Source organism: Anaerosporobacter faecicola (assembly GCF_012070565.1).
GTDB classification, from domain to species: Bacteria; Bacillota; Clostridia; order Lachnospirales; family Lachnospiraceae; genus Anaerosporobacter; species Anaerosporobacter faecicola.
In genome coordinates this window covers 1-20,198 of record NZ_JAAQRO010000008.1, presented here as the reverse complement: position 1 = coordinate 20,198, position 20,198 = coordinate 1, and the positions used below count along the sequence as shown (strand labels likewise).

The following is a 20,198-nucleotide window of genomic DNA, read 5'->3' as shown; positions in this document are numbered from 1 at the left end:
TATAACATCAGACGTTAACTGGATTTCATGAAGATTGCTTTTTTATATAATAGAAAAGTCTTCCGACTTTCCTATTATATAACCCTCCGGGGGATGCGCACTCGCACATAAGGTAGATGTCAGCTGAAGCTGACTGTGCTCGGCACGGAGAACAAAGTGTACTTTGAAGCAATTATTAATGCGCGAATGAAGTACACTTTGTTCTGTATATAAGTAACCGGTACGGTTGTGAAGAATAAAATGGTAATAAGAGAAAGTAGATGTGGAGGGAAGGATGGAAACAGATGAACAAGAATTTCAGAATTGTCAGGATATCATCTATAGTAATGATTATGCCGATTACATTATTCAGGCGGTGAACCCGAATGATGAACCTGCTAGAGAAATAGGAGAAATCTTCCGATATGAGTATGATTGTATTGTACGGATCAACTATAATTACCAGGTGATTTATGTAGAAAGGATGGGAGACCTATTCTTTAATTTTGAAAAAAATGGCTATCGTTCATTTCCGAAAATCTATGGATTAATGGACCAATCTGCATTGGAATCTATAGGAGTTAATCGGTTACGAAGACAACCGTTTTTGAACTTAAGAGGAAAAGATGTGATTGTTGGCTTTGTGGATACGGGAATTGACTATCAGCATCCAGTTTTTCGTAATGCGGATAATACCTCACGAATTATCGAAATCTGGGATCAAAGTATACCAGGAACAGATCCTACCAATCAGTTAGGCTATGGAACGATCTACAGCCAGGAGGATTTGAATCGTGCATTAGCAAGTGAGGATCCTCTTTCTGTGGTACCAACAGTAGATACCATTGGTCATGGGACGTATATGGCTGGAATTGCAGCAGGGAATGAAGATATTGCAAATGATTTCTCAGGTGTTGCACCAGATTCATTGATTGCAATGGTGAAATTAAAAGATGCAAAACAATATTTAAAAGAATTCTATCTTATACCAGAAGAGATTCCAGCCTATCAGGAGAATGACATAATGTTAGGAATTATCTATTTGCTTCGATTAGCAAGGCGATTACTCAAACCAATTGTAATCTGTATTGGCATTGGTACGAACATGGGAAATCATAATGGAGATTCTTATCTGGAGGATTTTATTAACGCTTATGCTGCAACCATTGGAGTAAGCTTTGCAATTGCAGGTGGAAATGAAGGTAACCGTGCACACCATTTTCTTGGAAATCTGGATACGGCAGATGCGTATGAAGATGTGGAAATCAATGTAGAGGAAGGTGAATCTGGATTTATTGTTGAATTATGGGGGGAAGTACTAAATACTTTTTCGGTTGGGTTGATCTCACCAGGAGGAGAATTTAGTGAACGAATTCCAGCACGACTCAATCAGAGACAACGGATTTCCTTTTTACTAGAACCTACATTGATTTATGTATATTATGAACTATCCGAACGACAAAGTGGCAATGAGTTAATTTTCTTTCGGTTTCAGGCACCAACTCCTGGAATTTGGAAAATACGTGTGTATAGAGGAACCGATCTTGATGTAAAATACCATATGTGGCTCCCAATTCAGCAATTTATTCAAGAAAGCACTTTCTTCCTACGATCGAATCCGTTTCAAACCATTACTTCTCCCGGATATGTAAGGCGTGCAACAACAGTTGGTGCTTTTAACCACGTGACAGGAAGTTTATATATTAATTCTGGAAGAGGATTTTCAGTAACTGGTGTAATAAAGCCAGATATTGTGGCACCAGGAGTAGAAGTTTATGGACCGACACTGGGGCAAGGATACGGAAATTTTTCAGGAACTAGTGTTTCGGCAGCGATGACCGTTGGCTGTGCAGCATTACTGTTTGATTGGGGGATTACACAGAATAATGATATCACCATGTCTGGATTTAAAGTAGATGGTTTCCTGATTCGTGGAGCAAGAAGAGGAAACATGACCTATCCAAATCCCGAGTGGGGGTATGGTGAGCTTGATATCTATAACGTATTCGAGTCTCTTCGAACGACGGTCTGATCTATTTACTATACTTGTGTACTGGCACATGATGTTCTGCGTATTCGTCAGAAATGAATCGTGTCAGTACACGAATTCACAGTTTCAAGCACATTGTGCTGGTATAGCAGCGTATAGTTATTTTGCTAAGCATTTTGGGAGAGAAATTGTCAGAAATTATTATGCAGAAAACTGTGTTAATTTCGAATGAATAGAATTGAAAGTAACGGAAAAATAGAATATAATAAAGGTACAGGCTTGGGCGAAGGAAGGAAAGTGAACATGGAGAAATATTTTATTCCTGAAATCGATGGGAACCTTCGGAAACATATGGTTCGAGTGCCTCAGGTCATTGAACAGGTAAGTGGAATACGAATTTTTGGTAAATTGATTAAATCGCTGGTATTTACAACGGATGTAGCAATCATACGAAATTGCAATGCGAATGCTGTTATTGCAGTATATCCGTTCACTCCACAGCCAATAATTACGCATTCTATCATTAATTGTTCCGATGTCCCTGTGTTTTGTGGAGTTGGCGGGGGGACAACAACTGGAAAGCGAGTTACAAATTTAGCAGAAGATGCAGAATTTCAAGGAGCAATGGGTGTGGTAGTGAATGCACCAACGCCCAACGAAACACTACAGTATTTGCATCAAAAAATCGATATTCCAATTGTTATTACCGTAGTTTCTGAAAAAACTGATATTGAGAAAAGACTAGAAAGTGGTGCATCAATCCTGAATGTATCCGGAGCTGCGAATACAGCAAAGATTGTATCGGATATTCGTAGGAATTTTCCAAATGTACCTATTATTGCAACAGGTGGACCGACAGAAGAAAGTATTCTTAGGACGATAGATGCAGGAGCGAATGCGATTACATTTACACCTCCAAGTAGTGGAGAAATCTTTAAGTCCATGATGACACGTTATCGTGAAGAAGAGAGAATCTTTTAGTGAACAAATGGGGGCAAGTATGAGATATCTTTGGAAAAAAAGAGAGAACAAGAGATTATCATTGGCAGGAAGTACCCTTGAACCAAACATTGTAACAACGATCGAGGTGAAAGAGGACAAGTTATATGGTGATGAGACGGAGCCGCAAGAGTATGAAGTGGTGGAACGCGTTATTTATCCAGAGAAGATTATTTGTCCTGATTGTGGTGGGTACACATTAGAAGGATTGGATTTCTGTGACAAATGTGGTGGAGAGATTCATGACATGGGAGAGCAGTAGATTATTGAGCTGTTACACGAACCGTTTGATTATGTTATGGAGGTTCGTTGTAAGAGCTCCTTTCTTTTCGTATCCAGAAATCTGCGCCACAATTCCCTATATATGCAATGTGCTTCACTTAGGCTGTGTAATAGGGAGATTAAAAATGGCACGAATAGAATGGATTTAATTATTAAGACTTTTTGAAGAAGAATAGGAATAGCAATCGTTATATTGATTATTGCATGGTTACTGTGCTATACTAAAGCTTAAATAATTATGTTGCATTCGTAAGAACATAGAAAAGAGGAGAACAATGATTTCAGAGAAGATGGTAAACCTAGTACAGAATAGTTCTATAATCCGTGCGATGTTCGAAGAAGGAAAGCAATTGGCTGAAAAGTATGGAGAAGAGAATGTCTTCGATTTTAGCATAGGAAATCCAAGTGTTGAGCCACCAAAGGAAGTAAAAGAGGCAATTATTGATATTATTACGAATGAAAGCCCTAATTTGGTACATGGTTATATGAACAATTCTGGTTATGAAGATGTTAGAGCGATTATCGCAAACCATATCAATGGTCTACATGGAACACATTTTACAGAACAGAATATTGTAATGACAGTAGGGGCAGCTGGTGGATTGAATGTAATCTTTAAGGCTTTGTTGAACAAAGAAGAGGAAGTAATCGTATTTGCTCCTTACTTTGGTGAATATAGAAGTTATGTAAGTAATTATGATGGAAAATTGGTTGAGATATCGCCCAATGTAAAAGATTTTCAACCAAATCTGGAGGAATTCAGGGACAAGATTACACCAAAGACAAAAGCGGTTCTTGTTAATACGCCTAATAACCCGACGGGAGTTGTCTATAGCGAAGAAACGATTTGTAAGATGGCAGAGATACTAGAAGAAAAGCAGCAGGAGTATGGGACGAGTATTTATTTGATTTCGGATGAACCGTACCGTGAATTGGTATATGATGGAATTGAGGTGCCATATTTAACAAAATATTATAAGAATACTGTTGTTGGGTATTCCTATAGTAAATCGTTATCTTTACCAGGTGAAAGAATTGGTTATCTTGTATTACCAAACGAAATGGATGACTTTGCTAATGTTGCAGCAGCAGTAAATGTTGCCAATCGTATTCTTGGCTATGTCAATGCACCTTCTTTGATGCAACGTGTAATTGCAAAGTGTGTAGATGCGAAAGTAGATGTGGAAATCTATAATAGAAATAGAGAAGTACTATACAAAAAACTCATGGAGTATGGTTACCATTGTATTAAACCACAAGGTACTTTTTATTTATTTATAGAAGCAATGGGTGGAGATGATCTTGCATTTGCGAATGCAGCGAAGAAATATAATATTCTGATTGTGCCAGGTAGATCCTTTGGCTGCCCAGGATATTGTCGAATTGCTTATTGTGTGGATTACGAGAAAGTAATCAACGCGTTACCTGGCTTTGAAAAATTAGCAAAAGAATATCAATAAGGGGGAAAATACGAATGCGTGAATGGGAAAAGAACTTTAGGAAGATAGAACCTTATGTTCCAGGGGAGCAACCAAAACTGAAGGACATGATTAAATTAAATACAAATGAGAACCCATATCCACCAGCACCTGGTGTGGTTGAGGCTATGGAACATTTTGACGTAGATAAGTTACGTCTTTATCCAGATGATAAATCCGATAATTTAGTCCAAGCCCTAGCGGAATATTATCATGTAAAAAAGGAACAAGTATTTGTAGGCGTTGGATCTGACGATGTTTTAGGTATGGCATTCTTAAGTTTCTTTAATTCGGAAAAGCCAATCTTATTCCCAGATATTACGTATTCTTTCTATGAAGTATGGGCGAATCTGTATAAGATTCCTTTTGAAACACAGCCACTTGATGAGGCATTTCGTATTCATAAAGAAGATTATTATAAACCGAATGGTGGAGTTGTGATTGCCAATCCCAATGCACCAACGGGGATCGCAGAGGATCTTGACTTCATTGAAGACATTGTAAAACATAATCAGGATAGTGTAGTAATTGTAGATGAAGCATATGTGGATTTCGGAACAAGATCTGCACTTTCCCTTGTAGATAAATACGAGAATTTATTAGTTGTGCAAACATTTTCAAAATCAAGATCCATGGCGGGATTGCGTATTGGATTCTGTATTGGAAATGAAAAATTGATCAAGGTAATTACAGATGTAAAATATTCATATAATTCCTATACGATGAATCAAACTTCCTTGTATTTGGGCGTTGAAGCTGTAAAGAATGAAGAATATTTTCGAACGAATCTTGCAAAGATCATGGAAGAAAGAACACGTACAATAGATGAGTTAACAAAGTTAGGATTTACTTGTACGGATTCCAAGACAAACTTTGTATTTGCTACACATAAGGATGTACCAGCGAAAGAGTTACTAGCCATGTTACGAGAAAAACATATCTTTGTACGTAATTTTGGAAGTAATCCTCGAATCGCCAATTATCTTCGCATCACCATTGGTACGAGAGAACAGATGGATACCTTATTTGCTGCAATTAGAGAGTATTTGCAACAATAGAATAGCTGTTAGGAAGGCGGTTTTTAATGAAGTATTTGATAGAAATCATTAAAGGAATCTTAATTGGTATTGCCAATATTATTCCAGGAGTAAGTGGTGGAACGATGGCAGTATCCATGGGAATCTATGATAAGATGATTTATGCCATCAATAATATTAGAAAACAGTTTAAGAAAAGCATAGCTACGTTGTTTCCATATATAGTAGGCGCTGTTATCGGCATTGCCGCTTTGAGTGTGGTGATTAAGTATTTGTTTACGAATCATCCATTGGAAACGTCCTTATGCTTCATTGGTTTAATTGTTGGTGGAATACCTATTCTAGTGAAAAAAGTGAAGAGCAAAAAGATAAAAGTAAGTTATATTCTATCTTTTCTGTTTTTCTTTTCTTTGATCATTGGATTACAGTTATTACAAGGAAAAACGGGAACGAGTGTTACCTTAAGTACATCACCTAAGATGGTAATCCTATTATTCTTTGTTGGAATGTTGGCATCAGCAACCATGGTTATTCCAGGTGTTAGTGGATCTATGATCCTTATGCTCCTTGGATTTTATCAACCAGTGATCGATCGAGTAAGTGCATGTGTAACTGCACTAAAAGATTTTAATTTGGGTATAATTCTAAAGAATGGATTAATCTTATTACCATTTATTATTGGTGTATTACTTGGTATTGTATTAATCGCAAAACTGATCACCTTTTTGTTTGAACGATTTGAAACAATAACGTTTTATGGCATTATTGGTTTGGTTACTGCATCTCCTTTTGCTGTATTAATGGGAAATGATATTGGCAGTCCGAAAGCTTCTAATATTATCATTGGAATTATCGTTTGTGCAGTAGGTATCGTAGTAACCTATTTCTTAGGCGGAGAAGACGCATAAGAATTATAGGGCTAGGGAGTGAGAAAATGAAGAATGCAAATGTGTATAAAAAGATAGCAATCGATCTAGTATTGACGTTAGTCGTTGTTTTCCTATTGATCTTTGTTGCACCAAAATTAATCGCATTTTTTCTACCATTTGTAATAGGGTATATAATTGCATTAATCGCAAATCCAATGGTACGCTTTTTGGAGAAGAGGCTAAAGATTGTACGTAAACATGGATCTGCAATCGTTATCATTGTTGTTCTAGCACTTGTGATTGGAGCAATCTATTTAATCATCAGTGTGTTATGTAAAGAAATATTTTCTTTCTTAACGGATTTACCAAATCTGTATGACACGTTAAATCTACAGATCAAGGAAGCCCAGTCGAATCTACAAGGTTTATACAAAGCAGTTCCTGATAGCTTACAACGGTTTATTGATAATTTCGGTAATAATATTGGAACCTATCTAAGCACCTTTATTCAGAAGATTGAACTACCAACCATTAGTGATGCAAGTTTATTCGTTAAAAATGCTGCTGAGTTTATATTTATGTTGATCATTACCATTATGTCTGCTTATTTCTTTGTTGCGGAGAGAGATAAGATGACAAATACGTTAAAACAAATCTTTCCTGCTTCTTGGAATGAGAAGATTAAATTTGTGGGAGATAATTTTAAACTAGCTTTTGGTGGCTATATTAAGGCACAACTTAAGATTATGTTGATAATTACCTTAATCCTCTTTGTTGGATTCGAAGTCATTCATGTGGGATATTCCATATTATTAGCTATCGGTATAGCTTTTCTTGATTTCCTACCGTTTTTCGGTACAGGTGCCGTTTTGTGGCCTTGGGCAGCGGTAGAATTGGTAACGGGGAATTATCTTCGTGCAATTGGCATTATGATTATCTATTTGATTTGTCAGATAGTACGCCAAATCTTACAACCAAAGCTAGTAGGTGATAGCATCGGTATTAGCCCAATGGAAACGTTGATCTTTATGTATATTGGTTACAAGATAAAAGGTTTACTTGGTATTATTATCGGAATTCCAATTGGCATGATTATTGTGAACTTGTATAAAACAGGAGCATTTAACGGTATAATTGAGGATGTTCGATATATTGTTAACGATATTGTAATGATACGAAAGAAGAAGGATGTGCCAAATAAGAAAGATTAGTATAACATATTATGTTTTATTATGTAATAAAATACAAAACTGTGCATATTTGGGGGAAAAATCATAAAAAAAGACCACATGGGACTTTAGTCCTATGCGGTCTTTTTTTAGTATTGATAAATAATATAATTAATTTTAAACAAAAACAATAATATTTAATTGTGTGATTTTCATATGTAAAATTTCATACTGGATAATCTTATTTTTTTTCTAGCATATATTTAGCATTTATAGGAAAATATAAAACAATAAAATTGCTAATTTGTGTAAAAAAACCAAATGCATAAATATACATTTAATTGGAACTTGACCAAATGGAAAAATTTATATATTATATAATTGATAAAGAAGTATTATCAAAAAACGCCACTTTAAGCCGGGAAGGGAAAGGAAAGAAAATATGGAGAATGAACTTTTACAAGAAGTGAATACTACTGTAACAGTCGACGAAATTCAACAAATTATAACAAATTATAAGATTGGAAAGAAACCGTTAGCTAGATTGCTTGGTTGGGGGGAAACAACTATTATACGGTATCTAGAAGGTGATGCACCTACGACAGAATACTCTGATAAGTTACGTGCGATTTTGGGGAATCCAACGTATTATTATAGCATTTTGTTAAGAAATAAGGACAATCTTACAAATGTAGCTTTTCGTAAAAGCAAAAAAGCCGTTTTGGAACGCTTGATGCAATCAAAGATTGATGTAGTTGCACAATATATCATTAATTTAAAAGATTCTGAAGTGAGTGCAGGCTATATTCAAGTATTGTTATTCTACATCCAAGCATTTTCACTTGCATTTCATGGAAAAGAGATGTTTGAAGAAGAATGTTATGCAATCGGTAATTCGTCACCATATCCAAATGTATATGAGAATATGAAGAAGTTTGGAATGGTACATTTAGAGATTGACGATGCTGTATTATCAGAGGAAGAAAAAGATCTGATTCATGCAGTAATTGATGGATTTACCTGGTATGGAACAAAAGCTTTATTTGCTTTATTAGAAAGAGAAAGCAAAGTATTAAGCGATTCTCTAGAAAACCATAGTAGCAAATACATAGCCAAAGATGTGTTGAAAAATTATTATAAAGAAGCATTAATCCAATACAATATCAGCAAGATTACGGAGATTGGAAGATATCCAGATATCACATTATCCGAATTGAGAAGAGATATGATGTACGTTGGATAAGACAACCATAATATAGGCATAAGATAAACTATAAAATGAAATATAAAAGAACGAAACATAAAAGAACGAAACATAAAAGTTAGTCATAAGAATACATAAACGAAAATATAAAACCATCTTTTTGTATTATTTTGATAGGTATATTATGTAAACAATCATATCTGAAATAAATCAAAAAGTAAAAGAAAAGAAATAATAAAATTGTAGAATAAAAAGACAGGCGATATTATTCATCGCCTGTCTTTTTGTCTATCGTTAATCGATAAGATCATTTTCTACTATCAATCTTTAAATACAATGTTGAGAATTAGTTATTATTTCTCTTTGAACGCATTCTTTGTGTAGGATCGAGGATCTTCTTACGAATACGAAGATTTTTAGGGGTAACCTCAAGTAATTCATCTGTATCAATGAATTCCAAGGCTTGTTCTAAGCTAAGGATACGAGGAGGCGTTAACTTAAGGGCATCATCTGCACCGGAAGAACGAGTATTGGTTAACTGTTTCTTCTTGCATACGTTAACTTCGATATCATCGGATTTTCCATTTTGTCCAATGATCATACCAGCATATACTTTTTCACCAGGTCCAATGAATAAAGTACCACGTTCCTGTGCATTGAATAAGCCGTAAGTAATTGATTCACCAGTTTCAAATGCGATAAGAGAACCTTGTTTTCTATATTGAATATCGCCTTTGTAAGGACCGTAATCATCAAATACTGTATTAATGATACCATTACCACGAGTATCTGTCATGAACTCACCACGGTAGCCAATTAATCCACGTGCTGGGATCGAGAACTCTAAACGAGTATATCCGCCGTTAGCAGTTGACATACCTTGTAATTCACCTTTACGTTGACTTAATTTATCAATAACAGTACCTGTGAATTCTTCAGGAACATCAATGATCGCTGTTTCCATTGGTTCAAGTAATTTTCCATTTTCATCTTTGTGATAAAGAACTTCTGCTTTACTAACTGCAAATTCATAACCTTCACGACGCATATTCTCAATCAATACAGAAAGATGAAGTTCACCACGACCAGATACTTTGTAACTTTCCGTTGTTTCAGTTTCCTCAACGCGTAAACTAACATCCGTATTTAATTCGCGGAATAAACGCTCTCTTAAGTGACGAGAAGTGACGAATTTACCTTCTTGTCCAGCAAATGGACTATCATTAACGATAAAATGCATTGCAATTGTTGGCTCTGAAATCTTCTGGAATGGAATTGGAACGGGATTTTCTAAAGAACATAGCGTATCACCAATGTGAATGTCTGGAATACCAGAAATAGCAACAATGGCACCAATATCAGCTTTTTCAACTTCTACTTTCTTAAGACCTTCAAATTCATATAATTTACCAATCTTAACTTTTTTACATTTATCTTTATCATGAGCATTTACTAACATGACTTCTTGGTTAAGACGAAGGGAACCATTATCCACTTTACCTACACCAATACGGCCTACATATTCATTGTAGTCAATGGTACTGATCAAAACTTGTGTATCAGCATCTGGATCACCTTCTGGAGCTGGAATGTAGTTAATGATCGTTTCAAATAAAGGTTTCATGTTCTCTGGTGAATCATCTAATTCAAGAATTGCAACACCATCTTTTGCAGAAGCATATACGAAAGGACAATCTAATTGTTCTTCAGATGCATCTAATTCAATGAATAAGTCTAAAACTTCATCGATTACTTCTGTTGGACGAGCTTCTGGACGATCAATTTTATTAATACATACAATAACTGGTAAGTTAAGTTCCAATGCTTTCTTCAAAACGAATTTCGTCTGTGGCATTGCTCCTTCATATGCATCAACAACTAGGACAACACCATTAACCATTTTAAGAACACGTTCAACTTCACCACCGAAATCAGCATGCCCTGGTGTATCAATAATATTTATCTTTATATCTTTGTAAAACACAGCAGTGTTCTTTGATAAGATGGTAATACCACGTTCTCTTTCAATATCATTCGAATCCATAACTCTTTCCTGCACGGTTTGATTCGAACGAAATACACCGCTTTGTTTTAATAATTCATCAACTAAAGTAGTTTTTCCGTGGTCAACATGTGCTATGATTGCTATATTTCTAATGTCTTCTCTCTTTGTTTTCATCATTTCTCCAATCTGTACTAGAAATAAATCTGCTTCTGTACCTATAAAAAACTATGTGAAAGATTAATTTCACACCTATTTCTACTATATTATGTCGACGTACAACTAATATATTTTATCACAAATTTAACATTTTACAAGCAGATATAATAAATGAGAGTATTTTTGGGAAAAATGTAGGTTTTCTTAAGTAATATTATGTAAAGACAAGTTATTTTTACTCAAAGTCAGAAGGGAAAGAAAAATGTGGTTATAATTGCTACAGTATTATAATAGGAAGAAACAAGGGAAAACATGGTAAAACATACAAATGGTACCAAAATATATGTACAAATTGTTAATTTTTTAAAAAAATGAAAACTAATATTTACATTTGGATTAAAATGTACTAAAATTGGAAATACTTCAATGAATTACAATATTTTACTTCTAAAAATAAAAAAGCAAGCATAGATATATTAGTGAAGCAATTAATATACAATGTTGCTATTTTTAGAGCAGGATTAAGAGAGGAGTCGTACCATATGACAGATAAAGTATTTGATAATAATCAAGTAAGTATTGCAGGAGAGGTAATCAGTGAATTCGAGTATAGCCATGACGTATTTGGTGAAGGTTTTTATACCGTAGACGTTTCCGTTGGCAGACTAAGCAATTCATATGATGTAATCCCACTAATGATTTCAGAACGTCTCATGGACGTAAAAAAGAGTTATGTCGGCAAATATATTGAAATCTTAGGTCAGTTTCGTTCGTATAATCGACATGAAGAAAATCGCAATCGTTTAGTTCTTTCTGTATTTGTAAGAGAAGTGAAGATTTGTGAGGAAGGTTATGAGAGTCCAAAACCAAATTATATCGTTTTAGATGGTTATGTGTGCAAACAGCCAATCTACAGAAAAACACCATTGGGAAGAGAAATTGCGGATATTTTATTAGCAGTAAATCGTCCATATGGTAAATCAGATTACATTCCATGTATTTGTTGGGGAAGAAATGCGCGTTTTGCAGAGTCATTCACAGTAGGTGGACATATTCAAGTATTCGGTCGAATCCAAAGCAGGGAATACCAAAAGAAAGTTGGAGAAGAAGAATTTGAAAAGCGTGTTGCATATGAAGTCTCTGTTAGTAAACTTGAATGTATAGAAGAAAATTAAACCATTGACTCTTTACATTTGAAAAATAATGTTGTATGATGGTATATCAAAAAACAATGTGTTTTGTAAGTACTCAGAAAGGACATGGGCAAGATGGATAAGAAGATTGTTCAAGTATATTATGGCAACGGCAAAGGTAAGACAACTGCAGCAGTCGGCCAGTGTATACGAGCAGCAAGTCTAGGCTATGAAGTTATAATTATACAATTTTTAAAAGGAAGAGATGCTGAAGAGTTTTCTTTCTTAAGTAGATTGGAACCAGATATCAAACTTTTCCGATTTGAAAAAGCAAAAGAATCTTACATTGACCTCTCAGAGGATGAACAGCTTGAAGAGAAGAAGAACATATTAAATGGTGTAAATTTTGCTAGAAAAGTTATTGAGACTGGAGAATGTGACGTCCTAGTGTTAGATGAGATCCTTGGCTTAGTTGATCTTGGGTTGATAACCATTGATGACATTATTAAGTTAATTCATTTAAGAGATGACTATTGTAAGTTAGTACTCACTGGACAGAATATGCCAGAAGTATTAATGGATCATGTTGATATGATATCAAAGATAGAACAGATTAAAGGGTTCTAGTATGAGATAAGAAAAAGTCCCAACGAAGAATGGATCGCAAGGAATGGATCCTTCTACGTTGGGACTTTTTCTTTTCATATTTAACTCTTGACAATACTAAAGTAGGGTGATATGCTAAATGCAGTTCAATATATTTGGTAGAGGTGCATGTTTTATTAGTAGACTGTTTGATATGTCAGGCATAGAAGAGAGCAGTTGAAAGGAAAAGATGCCGAAGTTCTTAGAACCTGATAACTAAGAGCTGGGCATATAGTGAAGAACTATATGACTGTCATCAATTTTTGATGGAGTGCTACTAAAGAATTTAATCGCATATCAAAGAAGATATACATATGCAGTATTCTTTAGGAGTCGACCACGTTGTCGGCTTTTTTTATTTATTAGAACGTTCTATGAACAATCCTAATAAATAAAACTCTCCGATTTAATGGATACACAAGTTGTATTCATCATTCTAGTTGTGTGAACAACTGGATGCGGCTAATCATTTAGAAAACGCTAATAACCGTTTATGAAACGCATAACCTTTTGAAGTTGGTATCATATACTAATTCTATAATAAGTTTCGGATTATGGAACATGACATCATGTATAAGCTGTTTTCTATGCCGTGTAAATCATATTTTATATTAGGAGGGCTTTATTATGGCTATATTTACAGGAGCAGGAGTTGCAATCGTAACACCATTCAAAGATAATTTGGAGGTTGATTACAACAAGTTAGAACAATTTATTGATTATCAAGTAGAGAATGGAACCGATAGTATTATTATCTGTGGGACAACAGGGGAGGCTTCAACGCTGACACATGAGGAACATCTTGAGTGTATTAGAGTTGCAGTAAACAGAGTAAATAAACGAATTCCCGTTATTGCAGGTACTGGTTCAAACTGTACAGAAACAGCAAAATATCTATCAAAAGAAGCATGTAAAGCTGGAGTAGATGGTTTGTTACTTGTTACTCCATATTACAATAAAGCAACACAGAAAGGCCTGGTAGAACATTTTTCTGATGTGGCACATTCTGTTGATGCACCGATCTTATTGTATAATGTTCCAGGCAGAACGGGTTGTAATCTCGCAGCAAAAACAACAGCAACTTTAGTAAATCAAGTTGAAAATATCGTGGGAATCAAGGAAGCAAGTGGCAACATGTCACAGATTGCAGAAATTATGTTACTTACAGAAGGAAAGATTGACCTATATTCTGGTAACGATGATCAAATCCTACCGCTCCTTTCATTAGGCGGAAAAGGTGTAATTTCAGTACTATCCAATATTGCACCAAAGGATACACATGATATTGTTGCAAAATACATGGCAGGAGATCAAAAAGGTAGCTTGGAATTACAATTAAAATATTTACCTTTGATCAAAGAACTTTTCTGTGAAGTTAATCCAATTCCAGTGAAGAAAGCAGTAGAATTAGCAGGATTTATGTCAGGTACAATGAGAAAACCATTAACAGAGATGGAACCTGAGAATGCACAACATCTTGAAAAAGAAATGAAAGCAGTAGGAATCCTCTAAAAGCAGTCAGAAAATAAGTTGTAAGAAATAGATTTATTGATATAATAAGTTACATAGGATAGAACGTGGAGGCAAACAAAATGGTAAAGATTATAATGCACGGCTGCAATGGTAAAATGGGTCAGGTCATTTCAGAAATCGTTAGAAATGATGATGAAACAAAGATTGTAGCAGGAATTGACCCATATACAATGAGAGAAAATGATTATCCCGTATTTGATGATATTAACAAGTGTGATATTCTTGCAGACGTGGTCATCGATTTTGCTGCTGCACCAGCAGTAGATTCTTTGCTAGCATATGCAAGACAGAGAAAGATACCAGTGGTTCTTTGCACGACGGGACTATCCCCAGAACAATTAAAAGATGTAGAAGAGACAAGTAAAGAAGTTGCTATCTTAAAATCAGCGAATATGTCAGTTGGTGTTAATCTGTTGTTAAAATTAGTACAAGAGGCAACAAAGATGTTGGCTAAGGATTATGATATTGAGATCGTAGAACGACATCATAATCAAAAAGTTGATGCACCTTCTGGTACGGCATTAGCTTTTGGTGATAAGATTAATGAAGTCTTGAATAATGAGTATGAATATGTTTATGATCGTTCGAAGGAACGTAAGAAGCGCAGCAAAAAAGAAATTGGGTTTAGTGCAGTACGTGGTGGTAGCATCGTAGGTGATCATGATATTATATTTGCTGGATTGGATGAGGTTATTGAATTCCATCACAGTGCATATTCCAAATCTGTTTTTGCCAAAGGAGCGGTTACTGCAGCAAAATTCTTAGCAGGAAAACCAGCAGGATGGTACGATATGAGTGATGTCATCCAACTGTAAAAGATAGAAAATTCTCTATAAAGTGAATAAAGAATGTCTAATGACTCCTTTGAGCAATGACTGAATTATCTGGTCATTGCTCAAAGGAGTTTTTTAACAATAGGAAAAAGGACACAAACAATTGCTTTCCAACAAATTCAAATTATTGTATAATCTTATTTACGGTGGGTGCTTCATAAAGGTGGGAAGGTGATAGAGATGTTAAGAGTAGCTATATGCGATGATGAACAAGCAATATTGCATTCGTATCGAGAACGGATCAGAGCATTATTTATGAATAAACATGTAGAAGTAACATTATATGATTATACAAAAGGAAGCAAACTCATTGCAGATTCTAAGGAAATAGAATTTGATTTGGTTTTTTTGGATATTGATATGCCCGAGATGACTGGATTCGAAGTTGCGGAGAAAATCAAAGAAATCCAGGAAGACACGGTTATCATTTTTGTGACTAACGAAGAGCAATTGGTTTACCGCTCATTAAGGTATAGTCCGTTTCGCTTTATTCGGAAGGCGTATTTTGTAGCAGAACTAAGCGAAGCAATCGTTTCATTTTTAGATGCATACTTTAGTCGGAATAAAACACAGGTTTTTACATGCATTAATGGGGATTTGGTGGCACTTAATATCAAAGATATTCTTTATATTGAAAGTAATCGACACAAAGTTACAGTTTATACGAAGAAGAAAGAAATTATTACGAAAGCAAAAATCGGTGAATTAGAAGAAAACTTGAGAGAGTACGGTTTTATACGTGTTCATATTGGATATTTGATTAATATGAAATATATCTATTCTGTTGAAAAAACAGAAGTTGTTTTAGTCGGTCAAAGATCCATCCCAATGAGTAGACATCGTATGGAACAAGTGAAGACAGAATTTCAAAAATACATAAGGAGTGATATGAATGCTTAGTGTGCTTGCAATGGATATATTGCCAAGCGTCTTAGAGAATTTTGTGATTTTATTTTTTATGTCATTTTGTTTGAGATTTAAGAAAAATATTCCTCGATATATGCAAATTGTGATATGGGGTGTTACAACTGCTCTGTTATGTGCTTTAAGCTTTTTAGGGGTAAGGTATCCAACCTATGAAATTATATTTTTGGCAATGGCAATTCTAGTATGTTTCTTATATGGAATATTGTTCTTGCAAGGGTCATTACTCAATATAATATTTATGTCTTTGATTCCATTTATTTTGATTGCAGTTATTAATTCACTCACATTGTATATTTTTTCAAAGTTATCGAGTACTTCTATGAATAATTTGGTTCAACAACACGATGTAATACGTATGCTGATATTAGGCATAACCAAAGGTGGATTTATCCTAGGAATATCGTTGATTGCGAAATTAAGTCCTCGAAGTGATTTTGCATTTAAGAAAAGTGAAATTGTAGCAATATTATTAATCTTCCTATCTAGCTTGTTAGTATCTTCATTTATCTTTGTAAAACAGACCTATTCAATTTCTTACTTGGATAAGGATACAGACATATTTTTTATATTAGCTGTTTTGGGATTGATTATAATTAATATTCTAACTTATGTATCCTATCTAAAGATTGAAAAGGAGAACAAAGCACATATCAAGTATGAGTTATTGCGAATGCAGGTAGAACAACAGAAACAATCTTATGAGGAGATGAATCAAAAGACAATGGAGATTCGCAAAATTCGCCATGATATGAGAAACTATCTTGAAGGTTGTCTTGCTTTGATGCAGTCTGGCGAATATGGAAAAGCACAGGATTACATCGATCATATCTATAAAGAGGAAATCAAGCCGATCAATTATACAATTGTTACCAATAGCTCTTTGATTAACGCAGTTTTGAATAATAAGGTACACATCTGTAAGAAAGAAGAAATCGATATTGATTATAAGATTCTGACCGATTTTCAAGGATTCGAAGAGTTGGATATTTGTATTCTATTAGGTAATATGTGGGACAATGCGATTGAAGCCAACAAGAAAGTTCAAGAAAGAAAACGAATTGAATTCCATATATCTGGGAAAAGGAATTATCTCATAATTTCACTAAAAAATCGAATCAAGGAATCCGTTTTAAATAACAATCCTAAGCTGTGTACAACAAAACAAGATCGGGCTAATCATGGTTTTGGTATCATTAGTATGAAAGATATTGTTAACAAATATGAGGGAAATATGGAAATAACCGAGGAAAATGATATGATAGAGTTTTATTTAATACTAAAAAGACGAATTTAAGTGAAATGTTTACCAACTATGTTTAATAACTTACCAATCGTGCTTATCCTATTGAAAAGAATGGGGAAAATGGTTAATATATGTCTATGGGAGGAAGTCAAATGATTACCAAAATAGCCAGTAGATTAACCATTTTTTTAGTTAATAGAGGGATTGTATCTAGGGAGGATATACCAATCTATACATATGGTTATGAAGCATTATTTGCTTCGGTGGTGAATTTCATTGTCATTATGACATTAGGATTGATTTTTCACCAAGGATGGCATTCAGTTGTGTTTTTTGTGGTATTTGCTTTGACACGTATTTATAGTGGCGGCTACCATGCACAGTCTTATTTGAAGTGCAATCTTGTATTGGGAGGGATTTATGTACTGACGGTTGTACTAAATCAGGCACAAGAGTGTACAAATGCTAGCTATGAGATGTTAATATTTGTTCTATTCTATTTAACTGTTATACTGAAATTTGCACCCGTACCAGATTCCAGGAAGCAGCTTACGAAAGCGGAGAGGATGAAATTTAGGGAGAAAGTTTTATTCTTGTCTGCAATATGGACAATATTAATAGCAATCTTCTATTTCGTTAATTTTAACCTTGCCTTTAATGTGGCTATTACACTGTTTGTTGTAGCAGTGCTTATAGTGATACAGCATTTATGTAAAGGAGAGGAGGGAAATCGTAATGAAGAAAGTTCTTAACACAGTAGCAAAAGCAGGTTTAAAATCTGCAAAGAATGCTAGCAGCAAATGGTCATGGTTTGGTTGCTATCAACCTGTAGAACCAAAAGAATTAAAGAAGTTAAGAAAGTAAGATTGTGCAGACGCCCTATAGATATTGGTTACTAACCAAATTTATTCACCCTAATTTTGACGTAAGTCAAATTGCACGTCTTGTAAAGAAAAGAGCTACATACGTTCTGTATGTAGCTCTTTTCTTTTTGCAAATTGCAAATAATAAGTGTGTGATGTGTTTTAAAGATTAACAACAGTAATATTGTAATAGTTTACCGTGATAAAATCAAGATACATTCAAAAATAATTAAGATTGCACATCAAAAAGCAAACATAATACATTTTGTGCGCTTTTGAACCTAATTATCGAAAGGCAATAGAGATACAATAAGTTGTTGTCAAGTACGTTTGTCAGGTTGCGACTATAGAACAGCCATAACGACATATTTAGCGATGAATAATACGGTCAATACATACATTAATAAGCTGATCTTCTTTTCTTTTGCTTTTCCAGAGATTACATTGATTAACGTATAAGAGATAACGCCTAAAGCAATTCCTTCTGCGATACTATACATAAATGGCATAGCAATAATACATAGGAAAGCAGGAATAGCTTCTGTCATATCATCAAAGTTGATCTTAGTAACCGCACTGATCATATAGAATCCAACGATGATTAAAGCAGGAGCGGTTGCAAAAGATGGAATAGCAACGAAGATTGGAGATAAGAACATGGACAATAAGAATAAAATAGCAGTCGTAAATGCTGTTAATCCAGTACGTCCACCTTCGGATACCCCTGAAGAACTTTCTACGTAAGTTGTTGTAGTTGATGTACCTAAGATAGCACCTGCGCAAGTTGCTAAGGAGTCAGCAAGTAATGCGCCTTTGATTCTAGGTAATTTTCCTTCTTTGTCTAACATATTCGATTTGGATGCTACTCCAATTAAAGTTCCGAGTGTATCGAATAGATCTACGAATAAAAATGCAAATACAACGACGATAAAATCAATAATCTTGATGGAATCACGATCAAAATGGAAAGCTTGGCCGAATGTTTTACCAAGTGCATCTAAATGTAACCCATTTGAAAAGTCAGGGTATAGAGACATACCTTCATAAAGACCGATTGCTTGACAGATCATACCTAAGATCCAGGTTGCTAGAATACCAATTAGGATTGCCCCACGAACTTTTTTAACGAGGAGAATAGCAGTAATAATAACACCAATTAGTGCAAGAACAGCACAGATTCCGTCTACAGTAAATTTTTCTTTGAAATTTTGATATGTTACAAGAGTACCTCCATTGGACACAACTAATTTGGAACCTTGTAAACCGATAAAAGCAATAAATAAACCGATACCTGCACTTACGGCATGCTTTAATGTAGTAGGAATTGCGTTAAAGATAGCTTCACGAACATTGGTTAAGGATAATACGATGAAGATCACACCTTCTACTAAGACAGCAAGAAGAGCTACTTGCCAAGAGAATCCCATTACTCCACATACAGTGAAAGCAAAATACGTATTAAGTCCCATACCTGGGGCTAGTGCAAATGGATAATTTGCTAATAAAGCCATTAACATTGTACCGATAAATGAAGCTAATGCAGTAGCCATTAATACAGCATTTGCATTCATACCGGCTTGTGATAAGTATAGTGGATTGACAGCGAGAATGTATGCCATCGTAACGAAAGTGGTAATACCTGCAAGTACTTCCGTCTTAACAGTGGTTTGATTCTGTTTGAGTTTAAAAAGACGTTCTAACATTTTGAATCCTCCTCATAAGTACAGGTAGTGTCAAATTTTACTACCTTTTTTATTGTATAAACCTCGATTTTATGGGAGTTTGCAATAAAAAGAGCAATGACCTCCCTTTTTGAAGTATAATGTAGTCACCACAACAAACAAAATACGAAA

18 protein-coding genes and 1 riboswitch are annotated in these 20,198 nt (G+C 34.8%); of the genes, 16 read left to right on the top strand and 2 right to left on the bottom strand.

Annotated features, from left to right (window positions below; all coding sequences use genetic code 11):
- The first annotated feature begins 274 nt into the window (after positions 1–274).
- The 8 genes from HBB17_RS03350 (at position 275) to HBB17_RS03315 (ending at position 9,046) form a co-directional block, all read left to right on the top strand.
- Positions 275–2,011 (top strand): S8 family peptidase, encoded by a 1,737-nt coding sequence (locus HBB17_RS03350; RefSeq protein WP_167955748.1) that lies wholly within the window; start codon positions 275–277, stop codon positions 2,009–2,011.
- A gap of 186 nt (positions 2,012–2,197) precedes the next feature.
- Positions 2,198–2,950, top strand: coding sequence for a beta/alpha barrel domain-containing protein (locus tag HBB17_RS03345; protein WP_330588141.1), 753 nt, complete (start codon positions 2,198–2,200; stop codon positions 2,948–2,950).
- Positions 2,951–2,969: 19 nt separating this feature from the next.
- Positions 2,970–3,230, top strand: a complete 261-nt coding sequence (locus tag HBB17_RS03340; RefSeq protein ID WP_167955746.1) for a hypothetical protein — start codon at positions 2,970–2,972, stop codon at positions 3,228–3,230.
- 295 nt (positions 3,231–3,525) lie between these two features.
- Positions 3,526–4,710 (top strand): pyridoxal phosphate-dependent aminotransferase, encoded by a 1,185-nt coding sequence (locus tag HBB17_RS03335; RefSeq protein ID WP_167955744.1) that lies wholly within the window; start codon positions 3,526–3,528, stop codon positions 4,708–4,710.
- Between the two features lie 14 nt (positions 4,711–4,724).
- Positions 4,725–5,786 (top strand): histidinol-phosphate transaminase, encoded by a 1,062-nt coding sequence (hisC, locus tag HBB17_RS03330; protein ID WP_167955742.1) that lies wholly within the window; start codon positions 4,725–4,727, stop codon positions 5,784–5,786.
- A 26-nt stretch (positions 5,787–5,812) separates the two neighbouring features.
- Positions 5,813–6,673 carry a DUF368 domain-containing protein gene (locus HBB17_RS03325; protein ID WP_167955740.1) on the top strand — a complete coding sequence of 287 codons (861 nt, stop codon included), beginning with the start codon at positions 5,813–5,815 and terminating at the stop codon, positions 6,671–6,673.
- A gap of 26 nt (positions 6,674–6,699) precedes the next feature.
- Positions 6,700–7,845, top strand: coding sequence for a sporulation integral membrane protein YtvI (gene ytvI, locus HBB17_RS03320; RefSeq protein ID WP_167955738.1), 1,146 nt, complete (start codon positions 6,700–6,702; stop codon positions 7,843–7,845).
- 400 nt (positions 7,846–8,245) lie between these two features.
- Entirely contained in the window at positions 8,246–9,046 is an 801-nt protein-coding gene (locus tag HBB17_RS03315) for a type II toxin-antitoxin system antitoxin SocA domain-containing protein (RefSeq protein ID WP_167955736.1), read from the top strand.
- A 307-nt stretch (positions 9,047–9,353) separates the two neighbouring features.
- On the opposite strand, the gene typA is transcribed toward HBB17_RS03315, so the two are convergent.
- A complete protein-coding gene (gene typA / locus HBB17_RS03310) occupies positions 9,354–11,186 on the bottom strand; it encodes a translational GTPase TypA (protein WP_167956212.1) in 1,833 nt (610 codons plus the stop codon).
- Positions 11,187–11,710: 524 nt separating this feature from the next.
- Between typA and HBB17_RS03305 the strand changes: the two genes are divergently transcribed.
- From HBB17_RS03305 to HBB17_RS03270, 8 genes are all read left to right on the top strand, one after another.
- A complete protein-coding gene (locus tag HBB17_RS03305) occupies positions 11,711–12,343 on the top strand; it encodes a single-stranded DNA-binding protein (RefSeq protein ID WP_167955734.1) in 633 nt (210 codons plus the stop codon).
- A 93-nt stretch (positions 12,344–12,436) separates the two neighbouring features.
- Complete coding sequence (locus HBB17_RS03300) at positions 12,437–12,928, top strand: cob(I)yrinic acid a,c-diamide adenosyltransferase (RefSeq protein ID WP_167955733.1); 492 nt, start codon at positions 12,437–12,439, stop codon at positions 12,926–12,928.
- A gap of 130 nt (positions 12,929–13,058) precedes the next feature.
- Positions 13,059–13,231, top strand: a riboswitch (Lysine riboswitch).
- Positions 13,232–13,573: 342 nt separating this feature from the next.
- Positions 13,574–14,458 carry a 4-hydroxy-tetrahydrodipicolinate synthase gene (gene dapA, locus HBB17_RS03295; RefSeq protein ID WP_167955731.1) on the top strand — a complete coding sequence of 295 codons (885 nt, stop codon included), beginning with the start codon at positions 13,574–13,576 and terminating at the stop codon, positions 14,456–14,458.
- Positions 14,459–14,538: 80 nt separating this feature from the next.
- A complete protein-coding gene (gene dapB, locus HBB17_RS03290) occupies positions 14,539–15,294 on the top strand; it encodes a 4-hydroxy-tetrahydrodipicolinate reductase (RefSeq protein ID WP_167955729.1) in 756 nt (251 codons plus the stop codon).
- Positions 15,295–15,492: 198 nt separating this feature from the next.
- Entirely contained in the window at positions 15,493–16,212 is a 720-nt protein-coding gene (locus tag HBB17_RS03285) for a LytR/AlgR family response regulator transcription factor (RefSeq protein WP_238483667.1), read from the top strand.
- Between the two features lie 346 nt (positions 16,213–16,558).
- Positions 16,559–17,533: a sensor histidine kinase gene (locus HBB17_RS03280; RefSeq protein ID WP_167955725.1), complete on the top strand. Its 975-nt coding sequence runs from the start codon at positions 16,559–16,561 to the stop codon at positions 17,531–17,533.
- 101 nt (positions 17,534–17,634) lie between these two features.
- Positions 17,635–18,234: an accessory gene regulator ArgB-like protein gene (locus HBB17_RS03275; protein ID WP_167955724.1), complete on the top strand. Its 600-nt coding sequence runs from the start codon at positions 17,635–17,637 to the stop codon at positions 18,232–18,234.
- The gene (locus tag HBB17_RS03270; RefSeq protein ID WP_167955723.1) at positions 18,218–18,346 is read left to right on the top strand and encodes a cyclic lactone autoinducer peptide; all 129 of its coding nucleotides are present in this window, start codon (positions 18,218–18,220) and stop codon (positions 18,344–18,346) included. The genes HBB17_RS03275 and HBB17_RS03270 overlap by 17 nt, the downstream gene beginning before the upstream one ends.
- A gap of 343 nt (positions 18,347–18,689) precedes the next feature.
- Here the strand turns inward: HBB17_RS03270 and HBB17_RS03265 are convergent, their stop codons facing one another.
- Positions 18,690–20,048 (bottom strand): NCS2 family permease, encoded by a 1,359-nt coding sequence (locus HBB17_RS03265; protein ID WP_167955722.1) that lies wholly within the window; start codon positions 20,046–20,048, stop codon positions 18,690–18,692.
- Positions 20,049–20,198 lie beyond the last annotated feature (150 nt).